Raw genomic sequence first — 24,275 nt, 5'->3', positions numbered from 1 at the left:
CTACTAGATCGATCTAGACACGGTGCGGGATGTCGTGCCAGACTGGATCCATCACGTCGGCTAGATCGATCTAGTTCCGGCCCCAACTCCACTGAACGGACGGCTTCCCATGGCATATCTGCAAGGACACACGGCAACTCCGGCACCGGCGGTGCGCCTGGGCCTCATTGGCGCCGGCTGGATCGGCGCCTTCCATGCCGAGAGCGTGGCCCTCCGCCTGCCCGGCGCCGTGCTGGAGGCCATTGCCGACCCGGCCATCGATGCTGCGTCCGCGCTGGCAGCCCGCCTGGGCGTGGCCAAGGTCAGTGCCGACCCGGCGGACCTGTTTGCCGACCCGGACCTGGATGGTGTCATCATTGCCAGCCCGGCCCGTTTCCACTCCACCCTGATTTCCCAGGCGGCGAAGGCCGGCAAGCACGTTTTCTGCGAGAAGCCGGCCGGGCTGTCGCTCGAGGAACTTGATGCGGCGCTGGCGGACGTGGCCGCCGCCGGCGTGCAATTCCAGGTGGGCTTCAACCGGCGCTACGCCGAGGACTTCCTGGCCGCGAAGGCGGACATTGACGCCGGGGTGGTGGGGACGCCCCAGCTGCTGCGCTCGCTCACCCGCGACCCCGGGACCGGCAGCATACAGGGGGCCGCGAAGACACCGCCGTGGACGGTGTTCCTGGAAACGCTGATCCACGACTTTGACACGCTCAACTGGTTCAATTCCGGGGCCGAGCCGGTGAACGTCTATGCAGTGGCGGACGCGCTGGTGGAGCCCGGCTTCAAGGACCAGGGCTTCCTGGACACCGCCGTGGTGACGGTCAAGTACAGCAACGGGGCCGTGGCTGTGGCGGAGGCAAACTTCAGCGCCCTCTACGGCTATGACATCCGCGGTGAGGTCTTCGGTTCCAAGGGTATGGTCCAGGCCGGACGAAGCACTGAAACCGCCGCCCGGCGCTACACCGCCGGCGGCCTGTCCGCCAACACGCCGCGGCTGAACGTGGAATTGTTCAAGCAGGCCTACACCGACGAACTCGCCGACTTTGCCGCCACCATTGCCGGGCTGCGAAACCCGGCGGACGGGGCCGCCGCATCCGGGTCCGGCGGGGCCGGGGCCTCAGTCACTCCCGGCGGTGCCGACGCCCGCCGCGCCCTGGCTGTGGCCCTGGCCTGCATCGAGTCCGTCACCACGGGCCAGCCCGCCGCCGTCGCCCAGCCGGCAGCGGTGGCCCGGCCGGCCGCGGTGGCCCGGCCGGCCGCCGTCGAGCCTTCACACAACGCGGCAGGCGCCTGATGCGCCTGGCAGTCTGCGCCGAAATGGTTTACACCGAGCTGCCGTTCGCGGAGCGGGTGCGCAGGATCCACGCGGCGGGCTTTGACGTGGAAATCTGGGACTCGCGCACCAAGGACGTGGCCGCACTCAAGTCAACGGGCGCCGCATTTTCCTCCATGACGGGATATTCCGCCGGCAGCGTGGTGGATGCCGACAGCTGCGATGACGTGGTCCGGACGGCGGCCGAACTCATCCCGACCGCGCTGGAGCTCGGAATCCCGCGCATGGTGGTGCACTCCGCCGAGCTCATCGACGGGCACGCGGCCCGCCCCGCGTTCAGGGCCACGGGGCGGATGTGGGCCACGGGCGCACGCACCCTCGCCCGCCTCGGCGAGCTGGGCGCACGCCACGGCATCACGTTTTGCCTCGAAAACCTCAACACCATCCTGGACCATCCGGGCATCCCGCTGGCGCGGGCCAAGGACACCCGGGCCCTGGTGGAGGCTGCCGGCCACCCCAACGTGAAGATGATGCTGGACCTCTACCACGCGCAAATGGGGGAGGGAAACCTGATCGGGCTGGTCCGCGACTCGCTGCCGCACATTGGCGAGATCCAGGTGGCGGACGTCCCCGGGCGCTGCGAACCGGGCACGGGGGAGATCAACTACGCGGCAGTCCACCGCGCACTGCTCGACGCCGGCTACCGCGGCACCGTGGGCATGGAGGCCTGGGCGCAGGGGGACAGCGACGCCGCCCTTGCAGCGTTCGGCGCCGCCTTCGGCCGGGTCTGACTTCCGCTTGCGGCGGCGGTCCGGCTGGGTCGGGCCGGCGGCGGCTCGGCATTTTTCCGGCGACTATCCGACCGACGGCCGCAGGCGGCCTTACGGTCTCCTTGACGTCGCCTACAAAAAATGCCGACTCCGCCGCCTTTGGCGGCCCGGATGTGCCGCCGTTTACGCCGGCGGGAGCATGGGCAGGCCCTCGGCCTCCCAGTTGCTCATCCCGCCCACCAGGGTGTCCGCGTTGTAGCCGAGCTCCGTCAAAGCTTCAGCTACGCGCCCGCTGCGCCCGCCGCCATGGCAGACGGCGATGATGCGGCGCGACTTGTCCAGTTCGCCCACGCGCTCCAGGATTTCGCCGGAGGGAATGTGGACGGCGTCCTCGATCATGCCGGTGCTGAGTTCGCCCGCCTCGCGGACATCGATGATCTGCACGTCGGGATCGGCGGCCAGGACGTCGTTGGTGGTGATTTCCTTCAATGGGGCTCCTTGGTGGGGGCGGCGTGTCCGGGAGGGGCCGCCGTCGTGCTTGGAATTGCTGCCGTATCCACCGTACCCGGCCCCGCCTGGCCCGGCCGCCGGCGCGGCTCGCTATGCTGAAGGCGTGAACGCACCCCTTGCCCCCCGTGCCCGGACCCTAGAGGTTGAGGATGTGGCGGGGTTTGACGCCTTGCTGGCCGGCGGCGCCACATCCATGCATGGCTGGCACTTCCAGGCCGTGGACCTGCGGCAGAGGTCGGCGGAGCTGTTGGGGCTGCGGGCGTCGGGCGCCATTTTCATGGGCTGCCGCTTTGCCGCAGGGGTGGAGGCGCGGCTGAGGTCGGGCGGGGCCCTGATTTTCCCCACGCTGCCCAACATTCCCTTCAACGCCTACCGCGGCCACCTCTACACGGCTGCCGAGCTGTACAAGGGCATTGGCGGGGCGGAATACGAGGCTGTGCCGGACGCGCAAATCTACCAGTGGACGCTGCAGGACGGGCACGGACGCGAACTGAACGCCACGCTGGCCACGGCCATGCACGACCACGCGATTTCAGACTCCCTGGACGATTTTCTCGATGCCTGCGCGGCTGCCGGGAAGCGTGTGGTGGGTGTCATGGGCGGGCATGCCGCGGCCCGGGACAGCATTGAATATGAGCAAGCTGCCCGACTGGGGCGGACCCTGGCGCACCAGGGCTTCATGGTGGCCACCGGCGGCGGGCCAGGCGCCATGGAGGCTGCAAACCTGGGGGCTTTCCTGTCCCCGTACCGCGCCGATGCCCTGGACAGTGCGCGGCGCACCCTGGGGGCCGTCCCCGGCTTCCGGCCCTCTGTCACGGAGTGGGCCAGGGCGGCGGAATCCGTGCTGGCAAAGTTTCCCGGCGGGGCCGACAGCCTGGGCATCCCCACCTGGTTTTACGGCCACGAGCCGCCCAACCTCTTTGCCACCCGGATCGCGAAGTACTTTGCGAACTCGATCCGGGAGGCCGTGCTACTGGCGCGCTGCAACGGCGGGATCATCTTCCTGCCCGGGGCCGCCGGCACGGTGCAGGAGATTTTCCAGGACGCCTGCGAGAACTACTATGCGGCGGATGCGGCGGTGACACCCATGGTGCTGGTGGGGCGCCGGCACTGGGAAGAGGAACTGCCCGTCCGGCCCCTGCTTGCCGCCCTCGCCAACGGCCGGGCCATGGCGGAGCGGATGCGCGTGGTGGACACCATTGACGAGGCCTGTGCACTGCTGTCGGGCTGGTCCGGGCAGCCGTGAATCAGCCGACGATGGTGCCGAACACCAGCCCCAGCAGGTAGGTGGCGGCGGCCGCGCCCAGGCCAATGCCCAGCTGCCGCAGCCCGCGCCACATGGGCGAGGCCCCGGACAGCAGCCCCACCACGCCGCCGGTCCCCAGCAGCACCAGGCCCACCAGCGTGCACGCCAGGACAAGGGCCCCGATTCCCGTCATGCCAAACAGGAACGGGATGATGGGGATGATGGCGCCGGAGGCAAAGAAGCAGAAGCTCGACGACGCCGCGCCCCAGGCCGTGCCCAGCGTCTCGTGCTCGTCCGCCGTCTCGAAAGTGTCGGGGCGCAGTGACAGGCTGGGGTCGCAGTCGCAGGTGAAATGGCCCAGCCGCTCGGCTGCACGGTGTTCGGCAGCCTCGCGGGACATCCCGCGGGCCAAGTAGACCAGCACCAGCTCGTTGTTTTTCAGGTCCAGTTCAGGCGCTGCCGTCAGGGTGACCTGCGTGGGCGCGGACGCCTCCAGGAGCTCGCGCTGGGACCTGACCGAGACATATTCGCCGGCCCCCATTGACAGGGCGCCGGCGAGCAGGCCTGCGATGCCGCTGAACAGGACCACCTGGCTGCCCACACCGGTGGCGGCCATGCCCATGACGAGGGAGAGGTTGGAGACCAGCCCGTCATTGGCGCCAAACACGGCGGCCCGGAAGGAGCCGGCCAGCCGGTTGCGGCCCCGGGTGGCAAGTCCGCGGACCACTTCCTCATGGATGGCCTCATCGGCCGCCATGGCCTTCGTGGCGTCAAGGTCGGTGGCGTACGGGGAGCGCGACTCGGAGCGTTGCGCCAAGGCAAGGACAAAGACCGAACCAAAGCGGCGGGCCAAAAGCCCCAGGAACCGGTTTCGGAATGAGGGGCGTTTCGGCGGCCCCTCATGCTGGCCCAGCAGCCCCAGCCAGTGTTGTTCGTGCCGGCCCTCGGCCTCGGCCAGCGCCAGCAGGATGGACTTTTCCTCGCCGTCCCGGCGCTTGGCCAGATCGCGGTAGACCGAGGCCTCGGCACGTTCATCGGCCAGGTATTGGCGCCACCGCCTGATTTCGGCGGGCGTGGGAATGCGTTCGGGCACGGTGGAAACTCCTCGGGTCAGCCATCACTGTAGCGCTTTCCGTCCCGGAATACCGGCCGGTAGTCCTCGGAATAAAGTTTCGGGAAGCCGCAATCCGGCCGCCGCCGTCGAGGTAGCGGGTCCGCGCCGAGATCCCCCAAACATTGTGGGTGGTTTCGGCGCGGGGCCGCTGTCTCGGCGAATCCCACTGCGGGACGGACCCCGTGAAAACCCCTGCAATCCGTTGTAGTCTGGCAAGTAAGGAGTTGTGATGCAGCCCACCTTCGCCAACGACGAAAAAACACCGACGCTGATCGCCTCGGTAAGCCGCGCCCTGGCTGTGTTGGACTGCATCGGTTCCTCCTCCCGCCCCCTGCCGGCCAAGTCCATTGCGCGCGCCACGGCCCTAAGTCTGGGCACCACCTACAACGTACTGCGCACCCTGGCGCACTCAAACTATGTGGTTCAGGACCATGACGGCTTCGTCCTGGGGCCCGGGCATCCGGCCCTCGCAGCGGCCGGGGGTGCAGTGTCGCTCGCGCAGGGCCGCACCGTGCTCAACGGCATCCGCGACGAACTGCGCGCCGCCACGTACCTGAGCCGCTTCTACGACGGCGAAATTGAGCTGGTGGACATTGTGGACGGGCCGCTCACGCCCCGGGTGGACTTGTGGGTGGGCCTGCAGGACGGCGCCCACGCCACGGCGTTCGGGAAGCAGATTCTGGCCGGCCTCGGTGCCGGCGAACGCCTGGAGTATGTTTCCTCGCATCCACTGGCCGAGCTCACGCCCTACACCATCACCTCGCCGCGGGAGTTCCTGCGGACACTTGAAGGCAGCCCGTCCTCCATGCTGGACGACCAGGAATATGCGCTCGGGTTCACCTGCCTGGCCGTGCCCGTTGCTGCGTCGTCGTGGGCCGGGGCCCTGGCCATCTCACTGCCGGCAGGGGAACAACGCCGCGGAATGAACTACACGGAGACCCTCAAGGACGCCGCTGCGCACCTGGAATTGATCCTGGGCGCCGGCGGCACCATCAGCGCGGGGCCCACTGGTCAAGGGTAGCTTTTTCACCTACTGAAATCCGCGCGGTGTTGCCGGCGTCGAACCCGTGCCTAGGCTCAAAAGTGAAAGGCATGCGAGCCGCCACAATCCTCCACGCTCAGTGGCACAGGCGGCGGCGCATCTGTGGAAGGGAGAGGCGATGACCACCGAAACAACCGAGGTCGCGAAGGACCTCAGTGCGGCGCAGCGGCAGGAGCTGTTGCGCCAGATGATCCTGATCAGGACGTTCGAGGCAGCAATTTTGCGTGAATACCACGCCGACAAGAGCCCCGGCTTTGACATTGGCAAGGGCCTGATCCCGGGGGAGATGCACCTTTCCGCCGGGCAGGAGCCGGTGGCCGCGGGCCTGTGCGCACACCTGGAATCCGGCGACGCACTCACGGCCACCCACCGCCCGCACCACCTGGCCATTGCCAAGGGCATGAACCTGCGCGCGCTGGCCGGGGAGATCTTCGGCCGCGAGTCCGGGCTGGGCCACGGCCGGGGCGGCCACATGCACCTCTTTGATCCGGCCACGCATTTCTCCTGCTCCGGCATCGTGGCCGAGGGCTTCCCCGCCGCGCTGGGCCAGGCCTTCGCGTTCCAGCGTGCCGGCACTCGAAACATTGCTGTGGCTGTCGCCGGTGAGGGCGCAGCTAATGCCGGCCCGTTCCACGAGTGCCTGAACCTGGCCGCCCTGTGGAAGCTGCCTGTCATCTTCGTCATCGAGGACAACGACTGGGGCATCTCCGTCCACCGCAGTGCCTCCACCTCCGTGCCGTCCAATGCGGTGCGGGCGGCGGGCTACGGAATGCCGGGGGTCCGGGTGGAAAACAACGACGTCGAAGCCGTCCACGCTGCTGTTGGCGAGGCCGTGGCGCGTGCCCGGGCAGGCAACGGGCCCAGCCTTATCGAGATCCACACGCTCCGGCTGTGGGGCCACTTTGAAGGCGACGCCCAGGGCTACCGGCCCGAACTGGCCGAGGTTCCCGACCGGGACCCCATACCCGCCTACGAAAAGCAATTGCGCGACGCCGGGATCCTCACGGACGCTGACCTGGCCGAAATGACAGCGTGGGCGGGCACCCAGGTGGACGACGCCGTCGAACATGCCAAGGCCGCGCCAACGCCCAACCCGGCCGAGGCACTGAAGTACGTATTTGTGGAAGGAGCCCAGTCATGAGCATCTCAACCAGTGCAGCTGCCGCTGCTCAAATGTCACTGCCCGTGGAGCCAGACGCCGGCAGCCGGCGGTTGAACACGGCCAAGGCGCTGCAGGAAGCCATCGGCTCGCAGATGGAAAAGGACCCGTCAGTATTCGTGATGGGCGAGGACGTGGCGGCCTACGGCGGCATTTTCTCCTCCACCACGGGGCTGCTGGAGAGGTTCGGATCGGAGCGGATCATTGACACGCCGATTTCCGAGACGGCGTTCATCGGGCTGGGCATCGGGGCTGCCGTGGAAGGCATGCGGCCCATTGTCGAGCTGATGTTCGTGGACTTCTTCGGCGTGTGCATGGACCAGATCTACAACCACATGGCCAAGATCCACTACGAATCAGGCGGCAACGTCCGCGTCCCCATGGTGCTGATGACGGCGGTGGGCGGCGGCTATTCCGACGGCGCCCAGCACTCGCAAACACTGTGGGGCACGTTCGCGCACCTGCCCGGCATGAAGGTGGTGGTCCCCTCCAACCCGTACGACGCGAAGGGGCTCATGACGGCGGCCATCCAATCCGACGACCCCGTGGTGTACATGTTCCACAAGGGCGTCATGGGCCTGGCCTGGATGGCGAAGAACAAGCGCTCCATCGGCGCCGTCCCGGAGGAGGACTACGTGGTTCCGATCGGCAAGGCCAAGGTGGTCCGGGAGGGCACGGACGTCAGCATCGTGACGCTGTCGCTGTCCGTGCACCACAGCCTGGACGTGGCGGAGAAGCTGGAGGAGGAGGGCATCAACGTGGAGGTGCTGGACCTGCGCTCGCTGGTGCCGCTGGACCGGGAGGCGGTCATCGCCACCGCCGCCAAGACCGGGCGCGTGATTGTGGTGGATGAGGACTACCAGTCGTTCGGGCTTTCCGGCGAAATCGCGGCCACCATCACCGAGCACGACCCGGCCCTCTTGAAGCACTTCAGCCGCGTCTGCGTCCCCGACGTGCCCATTCCGTACGCCCATGAACTCGAATATGCTGTGTTGCCAACGGCCGCACGCATTGAGGCCGCGGTCCGGAAGGCGGCAACTGCATGAACGAAGTCCTGTTTCCGATGATGACGGGGGACGCCTCCGAGCCCGGCGTCCTGGCCACCTGGTACGTGGCCGACGGCGACGCAGTTGCCGAAAAGCACCTGCTCGCCGAGGTGGCCATAGACAAGGTCGACGCCGAAATCTACGCGCCCGTGGCCGGCACCGTCCGGCTTCGCGTTCAGGAAGGCGACGAAGTGGCGCAGGGTGCGGTGATCGCAGTCATCGAATGACCGCAGGCGGTTAGTGCGCCGCGAGGCGGAAGCCGAGGCGCCGGCCGGTCCGCACGCCGGTCTGGGCCACGGTCACCACCAGCGTGGCGATTTCCGGGATCCACTGGGCCGGGCGGACCGCCTGCGACAGCGCGTCCACCAGCAGGTCCGGCTCGGCAGACCAATAATTGTGGTGCCCCGACGGGGTGAAGAACGTGACAGTGCCGTAGTTGATATCCACGGCCGGCAGCACGGGAATGCCCTGCGGCGGTGTGGCGGCCCGGGCAGCGTTGCGGTTCGCGGGAATGCGGTTGACGGAGATAACGGTCATCATCACGGCCTTTGGGAGTGCTCTTGCCCCCGGATCCTGTCACCGCGGGCCGCTTCCTCATCCGAACCACCCTGTGAACATGGGGTTGGTGCGCGGCCAGTCGGAGCTTGGCGCCGCATCTCTTGAAGCTGGCTCAAGATTACCGCCAAAAAGCACGACGGCGGATGGTGACGTAATTTATTACGTGACCATCCGCCGTCGTGCCGCTTACGCAACGATGCACTTTCCTGTGGGGCAAAACTCGACTTGGGTTGTGCCCCCGGTGCACCCGGGGCAAAACCCAGCCCGGGTTTTGCCCCAGGGAAAAGTTCCCGGCTGAGACCGGCTACTTCCGGCTGGTGAGCACTTCGATGTCGTCCTCGTTGGAATCCGTGGCAGCCGCACTCAACCGGCGGTCCCAGGCGTCGCGGATGTGGGCCGGAGTGGCCGGGGTGGCCAGCGAGACGGCAACGTAGACAATGAGGGAGGCGAGCAGGCCGTAGTAGATGGGCTCGTTGGCGTAGATGCCGTCCGCGCTGGGGATCACTCCCGTCGCGTAGAGCACCAGCAGCACCAGGGTCAGGCCGCAGCCCACGGCCATGGACCAGGCGGCGCCCAGGCCGGTGCCGCGCTTCCACGCCAGCCCGCCGATGATGGCCACCAGGAGCCCGCCCACCAGGATGTCGTAGGCGATGGTCAGGGCGAAGACCACGTCGCTGACCACGATGGAAATGAGCACCACGCCCAGCCCCAGGCCCAGCACGTACCAGCGGTTGGCGTTGACGTCGTGCTCCGGGTTGGAGGTGTCGGAGGTGTCTATGGTCTTGCCGAACCAGCTGGCCACGAACGGGACCACGTCCTTGCGGGCCACGGTGGCTGCGGCGATCAGGGCGCCGGAGGCGGTTGACATCATGGCGGCCACGGCGGCGGCCATGACGATCCCACCCAGGCCGATGGGCAGCAGGTGCGTGGCAACCTCCGCGTAAACCACGTCCTTGCCCAGCGTGGCGACGTCAATGGAGGGCAGGGCCACGCGGGCGGCCAGGCCGATCAGGGCACCGGCCACGCCGTACAGGATGCAGTAGATGCCGGCCGTGGCGCCGCCAACGCGGGCCACCTTGGGGTCGCGGGCGGTGAAGACGCGCTGCCAGATGTCCTGGCCGATCAGCAGGCCCAGGGTGTAGATGACAAAGTAGGTGATGATGGTCTGGACGCCGATGCCGTCCCACTGGAAGAAGCTGGACTCAACGCGGGACTGGATGCCGGCGAGACCTCCGGCGGCGTTCCAGGCGAAGGGGAGCATGAGCAGGAAGACGCCCACGGTCTTGATGACGAACTGCACCTGGTCCGCCAGGGTGATGGACCACATGCCGCCAATGGTGGAGTAGACCAGCACAATGGCACCGCCCACGGCAATCGCCAGCCAACGCTCCCAGCCAAACAGCACCACAAAGATGGTGGCGTAGGCGCCGGTGGAGGTTGCCGAGATCATGACGGTGTAGGCCAGCATCACAATGCCGGACATCTTGGTGGTTTCCTGCCCGTAGCGCAGGCTGAGCATTTGGGAGACCGTGTAGATCTTCAGCTTTTGGATGGTGGGAGCGAACAGCAGGCTCAGCAGCAGCACGCCCACGCCGATCGCCACCACCAGCCACATGCCGGAAATGCCGAACTTGTACCCGAGGCCCACGCCGCCCACGGTTGAGGCGCCGCCCAGGACGACGGCGGCCATCGTGCCGGTGTACAGGAACGGGCCCAGGCGCCGCCCGGCCACCAGGAAGTCGCTGTTGTTCTTGGTGCGCGATTTGCCCCACCACCCGAAGGCCAGCATGGCCACCAGGTAGAGGACGACTATGGCAATGTTCAAGCTCATGTAAGGCTCCAGGGTGCAGTGATGATGACTCCTCGATAGAAAATTGCCTATCAGGCAACTTCCGTTGTCCATTAGGCTAAACTGTGATTGCGGTAACAGTCAAAATGGAAGTACGCCCGTCACATCCGTATAGAGTCGCCTTGGGCACGTGGTGCCCGGAGCTAAAGGAGTGAACATGAAGGCATTACCCGTTGAGCCCAGCTCGGCACCGGTGGCCATCGGGTCCAGGATCCGGGCGGCCCGCCAGTCCCAGCGGCTGACCATTGAGCACGTGGCCGATGCAACGGGACTCACCAAGGGCTTCCTGAGCCGGGTGGAGCGAGACCTCACCTCTCCCAGCGTTGCCTCCCTGGTCACCCTGTGCCAGGTCCTCTCCATCTCCATTGGCGACCTGTTCGCCGTCCCGGAGACGCACCTGACGCTGCGCGGGGAGGGCCCGCGCATCTCCCTGGGCGGCGAAGGCATTGTGGAGCGCCTGCTCACGGCCCGCTCAGAGCGCCGGCTCCAGGTGCTCTCTTCCACCATTGCACCCTTTGGCCGCGGCGAATCCGAGCTCTATGCGGTGGACTGCGACGTGGACGTGCTCCACATCATCAGCGGCGAGCTGACACTGATCCTGACCCAGGACTCCTATGACCTGAAGGCCGGCGACACACTTTCCTTCCCCGGCCGCGAACCCCACACCTGGGAAAACCGCACTTCCGAACCGGTTGAGGCGCTGTTCATCCTGGTCCCCGCCGCGTCGGGCTCGGGCGCGTAACCGCCGGCCCCCGGCACCGGCTCCCACCAATTGCTATGCGGCCGAAAGGCTCCTCACGGCCAATTCTTAGCAAGGCGTTGGATTGTAGTAACTGACAATCCACCGCAAATCAAGACTTTGAATGTGAGGAGCACGCCATGGCTTCATCCAGAAACCCCAAAACACTTGCCAAGGCGGTCACTTCCGTTGTGGCGCTGGGAGCGGTCGGCACGGTGGGGCTCGGCAGCGCCGCCTTTTACGGCACCATCACTTCCGCCAATGCCGTCAAAGCCGCCACCTCCCAGACAACGCAAACTACGACGGCGGCGCCAACGGCTTCCGCGGACAGCTCCGGTTCGAGTTCTGGTTCCAGTTCGGGTTCAAGTTCCAGCTCCGGCTCAAGTTCTGGTTCCAGTTCGGGCTCAAGCTCAAGTTCCAACTCCGGTGCCAACTCCGGTTCCAGCTCAAGTTCAAGCACGCAGCTGCAGGCCGGAAACGGCGGCTCCAGCCACTCACAGTCTTCAGGCTCATGAGGGCCCCGGAAACGTCCGCCATCGCATCGCGGGCCTGGCAGGTGTGGGGCCTTGAGGCGTCCGTCTTGGTGACGGAACCCTCCCGGCTGGATGCGGCGGAGCAGCTTGCACGGCACGTGCTCGACGCCGTCGACCTCGCCTGCAGCCGCTTCCGCCCCGACTCGGAGCTTGCCCTGCTCCGGGAAAGCCTCACTCAGGGAGCCCTGGTCACGCCCCTGCTGGCCACTCTGATGGAATCCGCCCTCGCGGCGGCGCGATGGACAGACGGCGCCGTGGACCCCACGCTCGGAAACGATCTCATTTCCCTTGGCTATGACAGGGATTTTTCGGCCGGAACCTCCGGCCGGTCCGCGAATGACCCACTCGCGGCGGAACTCTCCGGCCTGGCGGCCGCCCTGCTGCTGCGCAACCGCACCGTCCCTGGCTGGACACGGATCAGCCTCGACGGCCGGCTGCTGACCGTCCCGGCCGACATCACGGTGGATCTCGGCGCCAGCGCGAAGGCGGTTGCCGCGGATATGGCTGCGGCGCGCATCGCCTCCGAGCTGGGGTGCGGGGTCCTGGTCAACCTTGGCGGCGACATTGCGACGTCCGGGCCCGCCCCGGCCGTGGACCCTGCGGTGGAGAGTCCGCTTGCCGTGGCTGCGGCCGGCCACTGGCAGATCCTGGTCCAGGACACGCCGCAGGACCCTGCCCAGCAGGTGTCACTGCCCGCCGGGCATGCCATGGCCACCTCCAGCACGGTCAAGCGCCGCTGGCAACAGGCCGGGGCGCAGCGGCACCACATCCTGGACCCCAGGTTCGGCCTGCCGGCGGAAACCGTGTGGCGGAGCGCCAGCGTGGCGGCCCCCACCGCCCTGGAGGCCAATGCCTACAGCACGGGCGCCATCGTCAAGGGCCATGCGGCCGTGCCTTGGCTGAGGGCGCAGGGCATCAGTGCCCGTCTGGTGGATCAGCGCGGCCGGACCGTGACCACCACCTCCTGGCCGGCGGTTGAGCTCGCGGGGGTGGGATCCCATGGATAACGCCATGTGGGCCTTTGGCCGGGCCAGCGGCTTCGCCTCGATGCTGCTGCTGAGCGTGTCGGTGCTGCTGGGCATACTGACCAGGTCGGGACGGCCGCTGGTGCGGCTGCCGCGCGTCTCCGTCTCGCTCCTGCACCGCAATGTCTCGCTCATGGCAGTTGTGTTTCTCATTTTCCACGTGGGCGCACTGCTCCTGGACTCGTATGCGCAGCTGCACGTCACGGACGTTTTCGTGCCCTTCCTGGGTTCCTACCGGCCATTCTGGCAGGGGCTCGGGACCGTGGCGCTGGACCTGCTGGCCGCCGTCGTGGTGACAGGCCTGCTCCGGCACCGGATCGGGCAGCGCACCTTCAAGCTGGTCCACTGGCTGAGCTACGCCATGTGGCCCGTGGCCATCGCCCACTCGGTGGGGAACGGGACCGACGGGACCAGCGCGCCCGTGGTGGCCGCCGTCGTCGTTGTTTCCGTGGCTGTGGTGGCCGCGGTGGCCTGGCGGCTGTCGGCGGGATTCCTGGAGACGGCCAGGCTGCGCCAGCTCCACGGCCAGTGGAGGCGGCCATGACGGCGGCGGTGGGGCAGCTGTCGCCGGCCGCCGTTCGGGAGCCCTGGGATGGCGGCTCGCGGCTGTTTGCGGCAGGGGACCGGGCCGGGTACGCCGGCCATCTGGCGGCCTACGGGCCGCTTCCCGGACACGAACCGCGCGGCACCCTGCTGGCGCAGTTGCAGGCGTCCGGGCTGACCGGGCGGGGAGGCGCCGCGTTCCCGGCCGGGCCCAAGCTCGCCGCCGTCGCCGAGGCAGGCGGGGCGGCCCGGTACGCCACCCGGCCGTCCGGCCCGGTGCTCATTGCCAACGGCGCGGAGGGCGAACCGCTCAGCTTCAAGGACGCCACACTGCTGCACAACGCCCCGCACCTGGTGATCGACGGGCTGCTGGCAACGGCACAGTCGGTGGCTGCCAGCGCCATCTACATTTACACGGCGGCGGGCAACCTGGACGTCGTGGCCGCGGCCCTGGCTGAGCGCCCGGATGCCGCCGGGGTGATCCTCACGGAGTCTCCGGACGCCTTTGTGGCGGGGCAGGCCAGTGCGGCTGTGAACTTTCTGGAAACCGGCAGGGCGATTCCCGTGGACCTGCGCCGGCGCCTGGCCGACTCCGGTTTCAAGGGCCGCCCCACACTGGTCCAGAATGTGGAAACGTGGGCGCAGGTGGCGCTCATCGCCCGATACGGCGCCGATTGGTTCCGCGCGGCGGGCGTGGCCGGGGATCCGGGCACCCGCCTGGTCTCGCTCTCCGGCGACGTCCCTGCCCAGCAGGTCTTGGAGGTTCCGGGCGGCGCGCCGCTCACCGACGTGCTGGCCACGGCAGGGATCAGGCACGACGCCGTTGCCGCGGTTTTGGTGGGCGGCTTCCACGGCCGCTGGGTGCGGCCCGAGGGGGTGGTGCTTTCCGTGGATGAAGGGGCCGCCGGCTTGGGTGCCGGGCTCGCTGTCCGGCCGGGCGCGGGGGTGCTGCACGTGCTGGGGCCGGGCCGCTGCGGCCTGGCGGCCACTGCGGACATGGTGGATTACCTGGCCGGCCAGTCGGCCCGGCAGTGCGGCCCGTGCATGTTCGGGCTGCCCGCGCTGGCGGATGTCATGCGGCGGCTGGCGGGCGGCGGGTCTGGTGGGTCCGGCCGCGGCGGTGCCGGTGCTGGTGCCGGTGTTGCCGGACCGCCACTGGATCCCGGGCTGGTGGATGAGGTGGGGCGGCTTTCCCGCCTGGTGTCCAGCCGCGGAGCCTGCCACCACCCGGACGGCACCGTCAGGCTCATCGCCAGTGCCCTGGAAGTCTTCGCCGACGACATTCCCTGGCACCTTGCCGGGCAGTGCAATTCGGGGCATGCCGGGCACGCCGCCGTCGGGCATGCCGGTGGGCACGCCGCCGTCGGGCATGCCGCCGTCGGGCTGGCCGGAGTCCGGGACCTGCCAGGCCGGGCGCCTGCGGAAGGGGGCCGGCGATGAGCGCGGATTCCCGGAGGGAAGCGGCGGCCAGGCTCCACATTGACTGGACGCGGTGCGACGGACGAGGGCTGTGTGCCGAATTGCTGCCCGAAGCACTCAGCCGCGACGACTGGGGCTTTCCGCTGGCGGCGCCGGGCCGCCTCGCGGTGGATGCCGACAAGTCGAACGTCCCGCTCAAGCACTCGGAGCTCGGTGCGGCTACGGACGCAGTCAAGCTCTGCCCCGTGCTTGCCCTGCGCCTCACCCGCCCCTGACCACCGACGCTCCCTCACCTTTCGGGGTGCTGTGGCTGACCCTCCCTCACCTTTCGGGGCGCCGTCAGCCGACGTGGACCCAAGGGCGCTGCGTGAGGTCGGGTTCGGCCTCGCGCAGCACCTCGCGGGTGACGGGGGCAATCTCGCCTTCGCCAATGAAGAGGAACTTCAGCAGGTTCGTGATGGGGTTGCCCTCGTTCCAGCGGAAGTAGATGTGCGGAATGATCCCGGTGGCGTCGCGGACGTGGAGCAGCACGGCGGCAACGGTGTTGGGGACCGTAGAGCCGTGGACTTCCAGGATTTTGAAGCCGTGCCGCTCAATGCCGCGGATCTCCAGGGCCGTTTCAAAGTCGGAGGAGTCGTCCACGATGACCTCAAGGAACAGTGCATCCTTGGGATTGCCGATCTCGTTGACGGTGGCGGCGTGGGAAAGCTTGCGGCGGTAGGCTGCGGCGTTGCGCGTTTTGGGGTCGTGGGAAATGAACCGGATGGTGTCCTCATCCACGGCGGCCACGAATTTCATGGCTGCCTCATCCATGCGGATGTACGTGGCCCGCAGTTCAAAGGCGCGGCGCATGCGGGACAGGAAGCTGACGCCCACAATGCCCACGATGAACAGTGCCGCGATCTTCAGTCCGTCAGGGCGCTCGATCGAGTTGGCAACGGTGGTGTAGATGAACGCCACGGATACGGCCGCGAAGCCGATGGTTTGCCCCTTCTGCTTCTTGCGCCTGGCCGAAAGCGTCACCGCAATGGCGGCCGAGGTGATCAGGACCAGCACCCCTGTCGCGTAGGCGCCGCCCTGCGCGTCAACGCTGGCCTTGAAGGCGAGGGTGATGATGACGGCGATGACGCTGAACACCAGCACCAGCGGCCTCACCGCCCCGGCCCATTCCGGCGCCATGCCAAAGCGCGGCAGGTAGCGGGGAACCAGGTTCAGCAGTCCGGCCATCGCGGAGGCGCCGGCAAACCACAGAATTGCGATGGTGCTGATGTCGTACACGGTGCCGAAGCCCTGCCCCAGCAGCTGGTGGGCCAGGTAGGCCAGGGCGCGGCCGTTGGCGGCGCCGCCGGGCTGGAATTCCGCGGCGGGGATCAGGATGGTGGTGGCCAGCGAGGAGGTGATGAGGAAGCTGCTCATGATGACTGCCGCCGTCGTCAGCAGCTTGTGCGCGCCGGCGATCCGGCCCACGGGCTTCTCCTCGGTGTCACCGGGGCGGCCCTTGATCTGGGGCATGACGGCCACGCCCGTTTCAAAGCCGGACAGGCCCAGGGCCAGGCGGGGGAAGACCAGCAGGGCGATGGCCACCACCATGACGGGGTTGCCGTGCTGGGTGGTCAGCGCCGTCCACCAGTCCGCAGTGAGGAGCGGGCTGCCCAGCGCCTTGACCAGGGCCACCGCGATGACCACCAGGTTCAGTGCCAGGAACACGGCCACCAGCACGACGGCGATGCCAATGGCCTCTTTGAAGCCGCGGAGGAAGACGGCGGCCAGGGCGGCAACGAGCACCAGCGTGATGATGATGTTTTGCCCGTGCAGGAAGCTGGGGGCAAACGGGTTTTCAATGACGTGGGCGGAGGCGTCGGCCGCGGAGAGCGTGATGGTGATCATGAAGTCGGTCGCGGCAAAACCCAGCAGAATCAACACAAACAGCTTGCCCCACCAGCGGGGGAGCAGGCGCTCCAGCATGGCGATGGACCCGGCACCGTGGGGGCTTTCCCGTGCCACGCGCTTGTAGACGGGCAGTGCCCCGAAGAGCGTCACGATGACCAGGACGATGGTGGCAAGAGGGGCCAGGACGCCGGCGGCGAGTGCCGCAATGGCAGGCTGGTAACCCAACGTGGAAAAGTAGTCCAGGCCCGTCAGGCACATGACGCGCCACCAGGTGTGTGGCTTGTGTTCGGAATCCGGGCGCCCGTGCGGGCCTTGGCGCTTTCCGGAGCTTTCCGGCAGGCCGTCCATGAGCCACTTGCGCAACGCCGCCTTGCCCGTGGGCTTTGTCCGCTCCCCGGGTTCCGAAGGTATGCGGGAGAGGGAAGTCACGGATGGATCCTTTCGGCCGGGGCCACGCAACGGTGCAAGGTGCACTATTGCGGCAGAGTGAGACTAGCACCCCGGATTGCGGATTGACCCGGCCTTGACGAAATCTTTACGCAGACTGTGGTGGTTGTCGCCAGGCTCAGTTCTCGGCGGGGCTGGGCGGTGTCCGCTGCCCGGCCGCTGTATATCCGGGGGAAACTTTTGGTTTCCATTGAGCAACATCGGTTGTACTATGGTCAACAACGGCCTGCGTGTGATCCAGGTCAACCCCGACATGAAACGAGGACGTCCATGAAAGAGATCCGCATCGAGGCCAACGGCAACCTTGGGCCCATTGATTCCTCCCAGATTCCGCGCTATGCCGGGGCTGCCACGTACGCGCGCCTGCCGCGCCTGGACCAGGTGGCCAAGGCGGACGTGTCCGTCGTCGGCGTCCCCTTTGACAGCGGAGTCTCCTACCGCCCGGGGGCCCGCTTCGGCGCGAACCACGTGCGCGAGGCAAGCCGGCTGCTGCGCCCCTACAACCCGGCCTGGGACGTTTCCCCCTTTGAAAACTGCCAGGTGGCCGACGCCGGAGACATGGCCGTGAACCCGTTCAACATTGGCGAGGCTATCGAGACCATCCAGCAGAACGCCCTGGATTTGACCGCAGGCGGCTCCAAGCTGCTTACCCTGGGCGGGGACCACACCATCGCCCTGCCCCTGCTGCGCGCCGCCGCTGAAAGGGCCGGCGAACCCGTGGCCATGCTCCACTTCGACGCCCACCTGGACACCTGGGACACCTACTTTGGCGCCGCCTACACGCACGGCACGCCCTTCCGCCGCGCCGTCGAGGAGGGCCTGCTGGACACCGAGGCCATCTCGCACGTGGGCACCCGCGGCCCGCTTTACGGCAAGAAGGACCTCGACGACGACCACCGCTTCGGCTTCGGCATCGTCACCTCCGCCGACGTCTACCACCAGGGCGTGCTGGAAACTGTCGCCAAGATCCGCGCCCGCATCGGCAAGCGCCCCCTCTACATCTCCGTGGACATCGACGTCCTTGACCCCGCCCACGCCCCCGGCACCGGCACGCCCGAGGCCGGCGGCATCACCAGCCGCGAACTCCTCGAGATCATCCGAGGCTTCCGCGGCATGAACCTCATCGGCGCCGACATTGTTGAGGTCGCCCCGGCCTACGACCACGCCGAAATCACCGGCGTCGCCGCCAGCCACGTGGGCTACGAGCTCATCTCCCTCATGGCGGACAACTTCGTTGCAGGGGACCGCTTTGGCGCCCCCAACGGCTATGCCGCGCAGGCCCTCGATGCAGAAGCACGACGCCGGCCGGCCGGGTTCGCGCCGTCCCCGCTGGTCGAGCCTGTCGAGACCCAGGGAGCCACCAAGTGAGCGACACGGCAACCAGCCACATGACCGACTTCGACCCCGGGGCCCCGGCCGCCACGAAGGGGACGGCCCAGCGCAACGGAGGGGACCTCGTCGTCGAAACCCTGGCAGCACTCGGCGCGAAGACCGTCTTCGGCATTCCCGGCCAGCACGCGCTGGGCTTGTTTGACGCCCTGAGCCGCTCACCGCTGCACTTTGTCTCCTCACGCGTGGAAAACAACTCCGCGTTCGCCGCGGACGGCTACTCGCGCGCCACGGGCGAGGTGGGCGTGCTGTTCCTGTCCACCGGCCCCGGCGCGCTGACCGCACTGGCCGGGCTGCAGGAAGCCTACGCAACCGGCGTGCCCATGATTGTGGTGGCGAGCCAGATTCCGCTGGAAGGCCTGGGTGCCCGCCGCAAGGGCATGCTGCACCAGCTGGATGACCAAAAGGCGTCCGCCGCCAACGTCACCAAGAGCCAGCGCCTCATCCAGCACGCCTCCGGGATCCCCTCCGCCATCCAGGACGCCTGGACCGAGGCCGTGTCCTCGCCCCAGGGCCCGGTGTGGATCGAGGTGCCACAAAACGTGCTGCTCGACCCGATCTTTGTGCCGGCCGTGGAAGACGCCCTGGCCGAGCCGTTCGACAACCCGCCCCGCGTGGAACTGGTCCGGGAGGCCGTCAAGTGGCTGACCGAGTCCAAGCGGCCCGCCATCGTGGCCGGTGGCGGCGTGCGGCGCGGCAAGGCCGCGGCCCAGCTGCTGTCCATTGCCGAAAAGCTGAACGCCCCCGTGGTGTGCACTCCCGGCGGGAACGGCGCATTCCCCTGGAACCATGAACTGTCACTGCAGTCGTGGGTGGAGGACCGCTACGTCACCGAAGTCCTGGAGGACGCCGACGTCCTGGTGGTGATCGGCTCATCCCTGGGCGAGGTGTCCAGCAACTACTTCACCATGGAGCCGCGCGGGCGCATTATCCAGATCGACGCCGAACCGCGCGTTCTGGAGTCCAACCGCCCCGCCTTGGGGATCCGGGCCGACGCCGGCCAGGCCCTCGGTGCCCTCGACGACGCCCTTGACGCCTCGCTGAGCGCTGACGCCGACTGGCACGGCGCCTCCCCGCAGTCGGTGGTCAAGGAGACGCTCGCCAAGGTTTCGGCGCGGCTTGACGAGCAGGACCTCGCCATGGAGCGCAAGTTCATGGCTGACATCCGCGAGGCCGTCCCGGCGGACATGCAGACGTTCTGGGACATGACCATCTCCGCCTACTGGGGCTGGAGCTGCTGGGATTCCCGGGACGGCGAATTCCACTCCGCCCAAGGGGCCGGCGGCCTCGGCTACGGCTTCCCGGCGGCCATCGGCGGATCGTTGGGCCTGCAGAGTTTGGGCAAGCCCGGGCGTGTGTTGGCAGTGGCCGGCGACGGCTCCTCCATGTACTCCATCTCCGAACTGGCCACGGCCAAGCAGCACAACGCCCCGGTCACCTGGCTGATCGTGGACGACGGCGGCTACGGGATCCTGCGCGAGTACATGGTGGGCGCCTTCGGCAAGGCCACGCACACGGAGCTGGCCAGGCCTGACTTCGTGAAGCTGGCGGAAGCCTTTGGCGTCCCGGCGAAGCGGGTGAAGCCCGAGGACGTCGGGGACGCGCTGAAGGCGGGCTTCGCTGCGGACGGGCCGAACGTCGTCGTGGTTGACGTGCTGCTGAAAATGTTCGGCCCCACCCACCTCAACCTCTAACGGCACCCCTTTTCCCCGAATCGGCACTTAACGTGGATGTTCACCGAGAACATCCACGTTAAGTGCCGGTTCGGCGCGGGGGCGGGGAAAGAGGGCTGTGGATAACCCGGAAAGTGGGGTTTTTCCCGGGAACAATTGAGTATGCGCCGGATTCCATTGCCGCCACATTTGTTGGGGCGGTCGTTCACCACGGAGGCCGCGGACCTTGCCGGGGTCCCGCGGGACCGGCTGCGTGCCCGGGACCTGATCACGGTTTCGCGCGGCATCAGGATTCCGGCTGCCGTGCCCCTGCAGGGCGCGGCGGCGCTGGCCGCCTATGTGCAGGTGAATCCCGACAGCGTGCTCAGCCACACCTCGGCCGCCCGGCTGTGGGGGATCCCGCTGCCGCCCCAGGTTGAGGGCGACTGGCGGATCCACCTCGCCAACCCGCCGAAATCACGGGCACCCCGGCGCGTCAACGTGGTGGGTCACAGCATGGTCCTCGGCCTGGACGACGTCGGCGAAATCGATGGCGTCCGGCTCACCAGCCCCGCCCGGACGTGGCTCAACCTGGCGGCCATGCTCCCCTTGGAGGACCTGGTGGCTGCGGGGGACTTCCTGGTGTGCAGCCACGGGCCGGACTTCCCCGAGCCTCGGGAGCCGCTCTGCAGCATCGCCGAGCTGGCCCGCTGCATCGCCCGGCATGCCGGGATGCGGGGGATGCGCAACGCCCGCGCCGCGTTGGACCTGGTCCGCGTGGGCGCCGATTCGCCGCCGGAAACGTACCTGCGACTGGCCCTTGTGAATGCCGGACTGCCCGAGCCCGAGCTGAACGTGGTCCTTTACGATCCCGCCGGAGTGCCGGTGCTGTGGCCGGACGGCGCCTACCGAAAGTACCGGATCAGCCTGCAATACGACGGCCGCCACCACGGCGGCGGCGAGCAGTACCAGCGCGACATCCGCCGCCAGGAGACCACGCGCAGGCTGGGCTGGACGGAAATCCGGCTGTCCAGCGAAGACCTGGCAGGGGACGGGCGGGCCGTGGTGGTGAAGGTCGCCCAGGCCCTGCGCGCGGCCGGTTGGACCCCCGGCTGACTTTTTGCAGCCACCACCTCGCCGAACCGGCACTTAACGTGGATGTTTCCCGCGGACATCCACGTTAAGTGCCCGCTCGCGCCGCTGGCGGGAGGGATCGCGCGGATAATGGAGGCATGGAGCCGGCGGAGCGCTTTGAAATCGTGGTGGACAGGTTCGCAGACCGTCCCGGCATCACCCCGCCCGACGCCGGACGCGGCTTTGGGCGGTCGGCGCTGCGGATCGACGGCCGGATTTTTGCCATGCTGGTGCGCGGGCGAATCGTGGTGAAGCTGCCGGCAGACCGCGTGGACGCGCTGCTCGCCGCGGGGGAGGGCGCCCGCTTCGACGCCAACAAGGGCAAGCCCATGAAGGAATGGTTCGCCGCAGGGGAGGATTCCTCCCTGGACTGGGGCGAATTGGCGGCGGAGGCCCTGGACTTCGTGGGCGGACCGGGGCCGGCCGGCACCTAGACTGGGGCCCATGGCAATTGTTTAAAGGCCGAGCTCCGGCCCTCAAAAATGGAACTTTTGGCCGCCTGGCTGCCCGCACAGGCGTGGTTTGCAGGGGATGCCTCCGGCCTGGTGCGGCTGGGCTCCTTCCGCTTCGATGACCCTGCCGGCGAAGTGGGCATTGAAACCATCCTGGTTGGTGCCGGATCCGCCGCGTACCAGGTGCCGCTGAGCTATCGCGGTGCACCGCTGGCCGGAGCGGAAGATTTCCTGGTGGGCACCATGGAGCACTCCGTCCTCGGCAGCCGCTGGGTCTACGATGCCACGGCAGATCCGGTCTACGTCGGCGAGCTGGTGGCTGCGCTGCTCACGGGCAAGGCGCAGGCCGTCGAATTCCGGGAGGCGGACGGAACGGTGGAAACCCTCCCGGCCACGGCACAGCTTGCCAGCACGGGAAGCGCTGCGGCAGTCCCGGCCCTTGCGCCGGAAAGGCCCACGACGGCGAATGCCGTCACCACCGTGGGTGCCGGGGCGCTTACGGTGCGGATCGCCCGCGAACTGGAGCTGTCCGGCGTCGTGCTGGGGGAGCCGGCGCTGACGGTGACGTGGACCGGGCAGGACGTGCCGGTCCAGCTGGCCGCCCTGGCCTGACCGCAGGGCTCCTCGGGGCCGAGGGCTCAGCCCCTCGAGGCGGCCAAGAATTCGGCCAGTGACCGCGGCGGCCGGCCGGTCAGCTCCTCCACCGACGGGCTCACCCGCTCCAGCTCGCCGGCCGCGACGGCCAAGTACGTCGAAACCCAGGCGTCGTACTGCCACGGCGGGGCGTCCCAGGCCTTCCGGGATTCGTAGGCCTCGGCCACGGTTTCGTTGTGGAATGTGACGGCCCGGCCCAGGCCCGCACTGAGAATGTCGGCAACCTCCTCCGTGGTCAGCGCTTCGGGCCCGGTGAGCTCATACGTCCGGCCCGCGTGCGCGCCAGCATCCTGCAGGACTACGGCAGCCGAGGCCGCCACGTCCCGGCGCGACACCAGCGCGGCGCGGCCGCTGCCCGCAGGACCCCGGATGACGCCGTCGTCCCCCACCATCAACGGCATGAAATCCTGGTACAGGTTGTCCCGCCGGAACGTCCACGCCATGCCAGAGGCCCTGAGATGCTCCTCGGTGGCAAAGTGGTCACGAGCCAGCGTGAAAATGGCATCCGGTGCGGCGGACACCAATGAGGTGTAGACCACGTGCCGCACCCCGGCCGCCGCTGCCCCGTCAATGAACGATTTGTGCTCGGCCAGCCGCGTGTTGTTTTCCTGGGCCGACACCATGAGCACTGTGTGTATGCCGCGCAGGGCATGTTCGACGGCGGACCTGTCACCGAACGCTGCCACGGCCACCTCCGCGTTGGGCAGTTTCGGCGCCTTGGCAGGGTCGCGGACCACCAGGCGCACGGGCACGCCGGCATCGGCCAGAGCGCGGGCTGCGTGACCGCCAACGAATCCGGTTGCGCCCGTGACGGCGATGGTTGGCTGGTTCATGGCTCCATTAGATCCCCGTGGTCGCCACGGCGCACGACGCCACGAGGGCGAACGGGTTCATGGCTCCAGTCAACTCCCGCGGCCATGGAATGAACAGCACAGGGAGGCAACGTTGCCCCGAGGGAGAGTTGAACATGTTCAAAAAGGGTGCTGTACTAGTAATTGAACACGTTCAAAATTGGAGGCAGCGCATGGACACGACGAAAAGTGCGGCAACGCGGGCGCTGGTGCTGGAGACCGCGCTCGCCATGTTCCGCAGCAGGGGCTACGCGAAGACCACCATGCGTGCCATCGCGGCGGAGGCCGGCGTGTCCCTGGGCAGCGCCTACTACTACTTTGAGTCCAAGGACCAGCTGGTGCTGGAGCTCTACAGGGAATCCGTCGCTGAGCAGCATGCGGGGGCAACCGCAGCATTGGACGGTGCCACGGGCCTGCCGGACCGGCTCAAGGCAGCCATCCATGCCGGCCTCGACGCCCTGGGCCCGTACCACCCCTTCGGCGGCGCCTTCATTGCCAGCGCCCTGCCGCCGCAATCCTCGGTCAACCCCTTCGGCGAAGCATCAAGGCAGGCGCGGGCCGAGGCAACCGCCATCTTCGAGGATGTCGTCCAGGGCACCAAAATACCCCAATTCCTGCGGGCCCAGCTGCCGGAACTGCTCTGGCTCGCGTACATGGGGATCGTTCTGTTCTGGGTGTATGACCGCTCCGAAAACCAGCGCCGCACGCGCATCCTGGTCGACGGCGCGGCGCCCCTCATCGGCAGGCTGGTCTCCCTGTCACGGCTGCCCGTGGTCAAGCCGCTTGTGGAGGAAGCCCTTGCGCTCAAGGCGCGGGTGCAGGCATGACGACGGCAGTGATCGCGGGGGCATCAGGCTTCATCGGGACCCATTTTCGGCGCGAATTGGAATCAGCCGGCTGGCGGGTGCGCGCCATCGGCCGCACGGGCCACGCCACCTGGGGCGACACCGCGGCCATCACCGAAGTGCTCGAGGGTGCCGACTTCCTCCTAAACC

24 protein-coding genes, 1 pseudogene and 1 riboswitch are annotated in these 24,275 nt (G+C 68.0%); of the genes and pseudogenes, 18 read left to right on the top strand and 7 right to left on the bottom strand.

Translation table 11 applies throughout. The features are described 5' to 3' along the window. Positions 1 to 109 precede the first annotated feature (109 nt). On the top strand, positions 110 to 1,279 hold the full coding sequence (locus LPN03_RS11250; RefSeq protein ID WP_262454291.1) for a Gfo/Idh/MocA family oxidoreductase: 1,170 nt from the start codon (positions 110 to 112) through the stop codon (positions 1,277 to 1,279). Next, positions 1,279 to 2,049 (top strand): TIM barrel protein, encoded by a 771-nt coding sequence (locus tag LPN03_RS11245; protein ID WP_165182656.1) that lies wholly within the window; start codon positions 1,279 to 1,281, stop codon positions 2,047 to 2,049. The genes LPN03_RS11250 and LPN03_RS11245 overlap by 1 nt, the downstream gene beginning before the upstream one ends. 162 nt (positions 2,050 to 2,211) lie before the next feature. On the opposite strand, the gene LPN03_RS11240 is transcribed toward LPN03_RS11245, so the two are convergent. Then, positions 2,212 to 2,517: a rhodanese-like domain-containing protein gene (locus tag LPN03_RS11240; RefSeq protein ID WP_262454290.1), complete on the bottom strand. Its 306-nt coding sequence runs from the start codon at positions 2,515 to 2,517 to the stop codon at positions 2,212 to 2,214. 124 nt (positions 2,518 to 2,641) lie between these two features. Between LPN03_RS11240 and LPN03_RS11235 the strand changes: the two genes are divergently transcribed. Next, positions 2,642 to 3,784, top strand: a complete 1,143-nt coding sequence (locus LPN03_RS11235; protein ID WP_262454289.1) for an LOG family protein — start codon at positions 2,642 to 2,644, stop codon at positions 3,782 to 3,784. A 1-nt stretch (position 3,785) separates the two neighbouring features. On the opposite strand, the gene LPN03_RS11230 is transcribed toward LPN03_RS11235, so the two are convergent. Continuing rightward, the gene (locus tag LPN03_RS11230; RefSeq protein ID WP_262454288.1) at positions 3,786 to 4,877 is read right to left on the bottom strand and encodes a VIT1/CCC1 transporter family protein; all 1,092 of its coding nucleotides are present in this window, start codon (positions 4,875 to 4,877) and stop codon (positions 3,786 to 3,788) included. Positions 4,878 to 5,127: 250 nt separating this feature from the next. On the opposite strand from LPN03_RS11230, the gene LPN03_RS11225 reads away from it, so the two are divergent. The 4 genes from LPN03_RS11225 to LPN03_RS11210 all read left to right on the top strand — a co-directional run bounded on the left by LPN03_RS11225 (position 5,128) and on the right by LPN03_RS11210 (position 8,372). Continuing rightward, on the top strand, positions 5,128 to 5,919 hold the full coding sequence (locus tag LPN03_RS11225) for an IclR family transcriptional regulator (RefSeq protein WP_165182658.1): 792 nt from the start codon (positions 5,128 to 5,130) through the stop codon (positions 5,917 to 5,919). A 139-nt stretch (positions 5,920 to 6,058) separates the two neighbouring features. After that, positions 6,059 to 7,081: a thiamine pyrophosphate-dependent dehydrogenase E1 component subunit alpha gene (locus tag LPN03_RS11220; RefSeq protein WP_262454287.1), complete on the top strand. Its 1,023-nt coding sequence runs from the start codon at positions 6,059 to 6,061 to the stop codon at positions 7,079 to 7,081. Beyond that, positions 7,078 to 8,145 (top strand): alpha-ketoacid dehydrogenase subunit beta, encoded by a 1,068-nt coding sequence (locus LPN03_RS11215; protein WP_262454286.1) that lies wholly within the window; start codon positions 7,078 to 7,080, stop codon positions 8,143 to 8,145. The genes LPN03_RS11220 and LPN03_RS11215 overlap by 4 nt, the downstream gene beginning before the upstream one ends. Next, positions 8,142 to 8,372: a biotin/lipoyl-containing protein gene (locus LPN03_RS11210; RefSeq protein WP_165182660.1), complete on the top strand. Its 231-nt coding sequence runs from the start codon at positions 8,142 to 8,144 to the stop codon at positions 8,370 to 8,372. Before LPN03_RS11215 ends, LPN03_RS11210 begins: the two co-directional genes overlap by 4 nt. A gap of 10 nt (positions 8,373 to 8,382) precedes the next feature. Here the strand turns inward: LPN03_RS11210 and LPN03_RS11205 are convergent, their stop codons facing one another. Further along, positions 8,383 to 8,688, bottom strand: a complete 306-nt coding sequence (locus LPN03_RS11205) for a hypothetical protein (RefSeq protein ID WP_262454285.1) — start codon at positions 8,686 to 8,688, stop codon at positions 8,383 to 8,385. 8 nt (positions 8,689 to 8,696) lie between these two features. Next, a riboswitch (SAM riboswitch) is annotated at positions 8,697 to 8,810 on the bottom strand. Positions 8,811 to 9,007: 197 nt separating this feature from the next. Then, entirely contained in the window at positions 9,008 to 10,534 is a 1,527-nt protein-coding gene (locus LPN03_RS11200; protein WP_262454284.1) for a sodium:solute symporter, read from the bottom strand. A 175-nt stretch (positions 10,535 to 10,709) separates the two neighbouring features. On the opposite strand from LPN03_RS11200, the gene LPN03_RS11195 reads away from it, so the two are divergent. Next, complete coding sequence (locus LPN03_RS11195; protein ID WP_262454283.1) at positions 10,710 to 11,294, top strand: helix-turn-helix domain-containing protein; 585 nt, start codon at positions 10,710 to 10,712, stop codon at positions 11,292 to 11,294. Between the two features lie 235 nt (positions 11,295 to 11,529). Here the strand turns inward: LPN03_RS11195 and LPN03_RS11190 are convergent, their stop codons facing one another. Then, entirely contained in the window at positions 11,530 to 11,751 is a 222-nt protein-coding gene (locus LPN03_RS11190) for a hypothetical protein (RefSeq protein WP_165182664.1), read from the bottom strand. A 51-nt stretch (positions 11,752 to 11,802) separates the two neighbouring features. Between LPN03_RS11190 and LPN03_RS11185 the strand changes: the two genes are divergently transcribed. Genes LPN03_RS11185 through LPN03_RS11170 form a run of 4 tightly spaced genes read left to right on the top strand, consistent with a single transcriptional unit; the run spans position 11,803 to position 15,086 of the window. Continuing rightward, a complete protein-coding gene (locus LPN03_RS11185) occupies positions 11,803 to 12,831 on the top strand; it encodes an FAD:protein FMN transferase (RefSeq protein WP_262454282.1) in 1,029 nt (342 codons plus the stop codon). Then, entirely contained in the window at positions 12,824 to 13,393 is a 570-nt protein-coding gene (locus tag LPN03_RS11180; RefSeq protein WP_262454281.1) for a ferric reductase-like transmembrane domain-containing protein, read from the top strand. The genes LPN03_RS11185 and LPN03_RS11180 overlap by 8 nt, the downstream gene beginning before the upstream one ends. Beyond that, positions 13,390 to 14,832 carry an NADH-ubiquinone oxidoreductase-F iron-sulfur binding region domain-containing protein gene (locus LPN03_RS11175; protein WP_262454280.1) on the top strand — a complete coding sequence of 481 codons (1,443 nt, stop codon included), beginning with the start codon at positions 13,390 to 13,392 and terminating at the stop codon, positions 14,830 to 14,832. Before LPN03_RS11180 ends, LPN03_RS11175 begins: the two co-directional genes overlap by 4 nt. Next, positions 14,829 to 15,086, top strand: coding sequence for a ferredoxin (locus tag LPN03_RS11170; protein WP_262454279.1), 258 nt, complete (start codon positions 14,829 to 14,831; stop codon positions 15,084 to 15,086). Before LPN03_RS11175 ends, LPN03_RS11170 begins: the two co-directional genes overlap by 4 nt. A gap of 64 nt (positions 15,087 to 15,150) precedes the next feature. Here LPN03_RS11170 and LPN03_RS11165 read toward each other — a convergent pair whose 3' ends face one another. Beyond that, a complete protein-coding gene (locus LPN03_RS11165) occupies positions 15,151 to 17,130 on the bottom strand; it encodes an amino acid permease (RefSeq protein ID WP_262454278.1) in 1,980 nt (659 codons plus the stop codon). A gap of 288 nt (positions 17,131 to 17,418) precedes the next feature. On the opposite strand from LPN03_RS11165, the gene speB reads away from it, so the two are divergent. The 5 genes and pseudogenes from speB to LPN03_RS11140 all read left to right on the top strand — a co-directional run. Next, on the top strand, positions 17,419 to 18,516 hold the full coding sequence (speB, locus tag LPN03_RS11160) for an agmatinase (RefSeq protein WP_262454277.1): 1,098 nt from the start codon (positions 17,419 to 17,421) through the stop codon (positions 18,514 to 18,516). Between the two features lie 20 nt (positions 18,517 to 18,536). Further along, positions 18,537 to 20,231 carry a thiamine pyrophosphate-binding protein gene (locus LPN03_RS11155; protein WP_262454305.1) on the top strand — a complete coding sequence of 565 codons (1,695 nt, stop codon included), beginning with the start codon at positions 18,537 to 18,539 and terminating at the stop codon, positions 20,229 to 20,231. A gap of 141 nt (positions 20,232 to 20,372) precedes the next feature. Beyond that, positions 20,373 to 21,305 (top strand): hypothetical protein, encoded by a 933-nt coding sequence (locus LPN03_RS11150; RefSeq protein WP_165182669.1) that lies wholly within the window; start codon positions 20,373 to 20,375, stop codon positions 21,303 to 21,305. A gap of 116 nt (positions 21,306 to 21,421) precedes the next feature. Beyond that, positions 21,422 to 21,757 (top strand): hypothetical protein, encoded by a 336-nt coding sequence (locus LPN03_RS11145; protein ID WP_205678276.1) that lies wholly within the window; start codon positions 21,422 to 21,424, stop codon positions 21,755 to 21,757. 36 nt (positions 21,758 to 21,793) lie between these two features. Then, positions 21,794 to 22,387, top strand: a pseudogene (locus LPN03_RS11140) (maltokinase N-terminal cap-like domain-containing protein); the annotation flags it as partial. Between the two features lie 26 nt (positions 22,388 to 22,413). Here LPN03_RS11140 and LPN03_RS11135 read toward each other — a convergent pair. Beyond that, positions 22,414 to 23,262: an SDR family oxidoreductase gene (locus LPN03_RS11135; RefSeq protein ID WP_262454275.1), complete on the bottom strand. Its 849-nt coding sequence runs from the start codon at positions 23,260 to 23,262 to the stop codon at positions 22,414 to 22,416. A 191-nt stretch (positions 23,263 to 23,453) separates the two neighbouring features. Here LPN03_RS11135 and LPN03_RS11130 point away from each other — a divergent pair, with 191 nt between their 5' ends. Then, on the top strand, positions 23,454 to 24,107 hold the full coding sequence (locus LPN03_RS11130; RefSeq protein ID WP_165182673.1) for a TetR/AcrR family transcriptional regulator: 654 nt from the start codon (positions 23,454 to 23,456) through the stop codon (positions 24,105 to 24,107). Positions 24,108 to 24,275: the final 168 nt, after the last annotated feature.

It is taken from the genome of Arthrobacter sp. A2-55 (assembly GCF_025548615.1).
Lineage (GTDB): Bacteria > Actinomycetota > Actinomycetes > Actinomycetales > Micrococcaceae > Specibacter > Specibacter silviterrae.
The sequence above is the reverse complement of the archived record's forward strand: the minus strand, read 5'-3'. Positions and strand labels throughout refer to the sequence as shown.

Bases quoted from the DNA above. Each gene is read 5' to 3' on its own strand.
- LPN03_RS11220 (WP_262454287.1), top strand. From the start codon at position 6,059: ATGACCACCGAAACAACCGAGGTCGCGAAGGACCTCAGTGCGGCGCAG.
- LPN03_RS11200 (WP_262454284.1), bottom strand. From the start codon at position 10,534: ATGAGCTTGAACATTGCCATAGTCGTCCTCTACCTGGTGGCCATGCTG.
- LPN03_RS11145 (WP_205678276.1), top strand. From the start codon at position 21,422: ATGGAGCCGGCGGAGCGCTTTGAAATCGTGGTGGACAGGTTCGCAGAC.
- LPN03_RS11210 (WP_165182660.1), top strand. From the start codon at position 8,142: ATGAACGAAGTCCTGTTTCCGATGATGACGGGGGACGCCTCCGAGCCC.
- LPN03_RS11195 (WP_262454283.1), top strand. From the start codon at position 10,710: ATGAAGGCATTACCCGTTGAGCCCAGCTCGGCACCGGTGGCCATCGGG.
- LPN03_RS11250 (WP_262454291.1), top strand. From the start codon at position 110: ATGGCATATCTGCAAGGACACACGGCAACTCCGGCACCGGCGGTGCGC.
- LPN03_RS11170 (WP_262454279.1), top strand. From the start codon at position 14,829: ATGAGCGCGGATTCCCGGAGGGAAGCGGCGGCCAGGCTCCACATTGAC.
- LPN03_RS11130 (WP_165182673.1), top strand. From the start codon at position 23,454: ATGGACACGACGAAAAGTGCGGCAACGCGGGCGCTGGTGCTGGAGACC.
- LPN03_RS11155 (WP_262454305.1), top strand. From the start codon at position 18,537: ATGACCGACTTCGACCCCGGGGCCCCGGCCGCCACGAAGGGGACGGCC.
- LPN03_RS11225 (WP_165182658.1), top strand. From the start codon at position 5,128: ATGCAGCCCACCTTCGCCAACGACGAAAAAACACCGACGCTGATCGCC.
- speB (WP_262454277.1), top strand. From the start codon at position 17,419: ATGAAAGAGATCCGCATCGAGGCCAACGGCAACCTTGGGCCCATTGAT.
- LPN03_RS11185 (WP_262454282.1), top strand. From the start codon at position 11,803: ATGAGGGCCCCGGAAACGTCCGCCATCGCATCGCGGGCCTGGCAGGTG.
- LPN03_RS11150 (WP_165182669.1), top strand. From the start codon at position 20,373: ATGCGCCGGATTCCATTGCCGCCACATTTGTTGGGGCGGTCGTTCACC.
- LPN03_RS11180 (WP_262454281.1), top strand. From the start codon at position 12,824: ATGGATAACGCCATGTGGGCCTTTGGCCGGGCCAGCGGCTTCGCCTCG.
- LPN03_RS11215 (WP_262454286.1), top strand. From the start codon at position 7,078: ATGAGCATCTCAACCAGTGCAGCTGCCGCTGCTCAAATGTCACTGCCC.
- LPN03_RS11135 (WP_262454275.1), bottom strand. From the start codon at position 23,262: ATGAACCAGCCAACCATCGCCGTCACGGGCGCAACCGGATTCGTTGGC.
- LPN03_RS11175 (WP_262454280.1), top strand. From the start codon at position 13,390: ATGACGGCGGCGGTGGGGCAGCTGTCGCCGGCCGCCGTTCGGGAGCCC.
- LPN03_RS11245 (WP_165182656.1), top strand. From the start codon at position 1,279: ATGCGCCTGGCAGTCTGCGCCGAAATGGTTTACACCGAGCTGCCGTTC.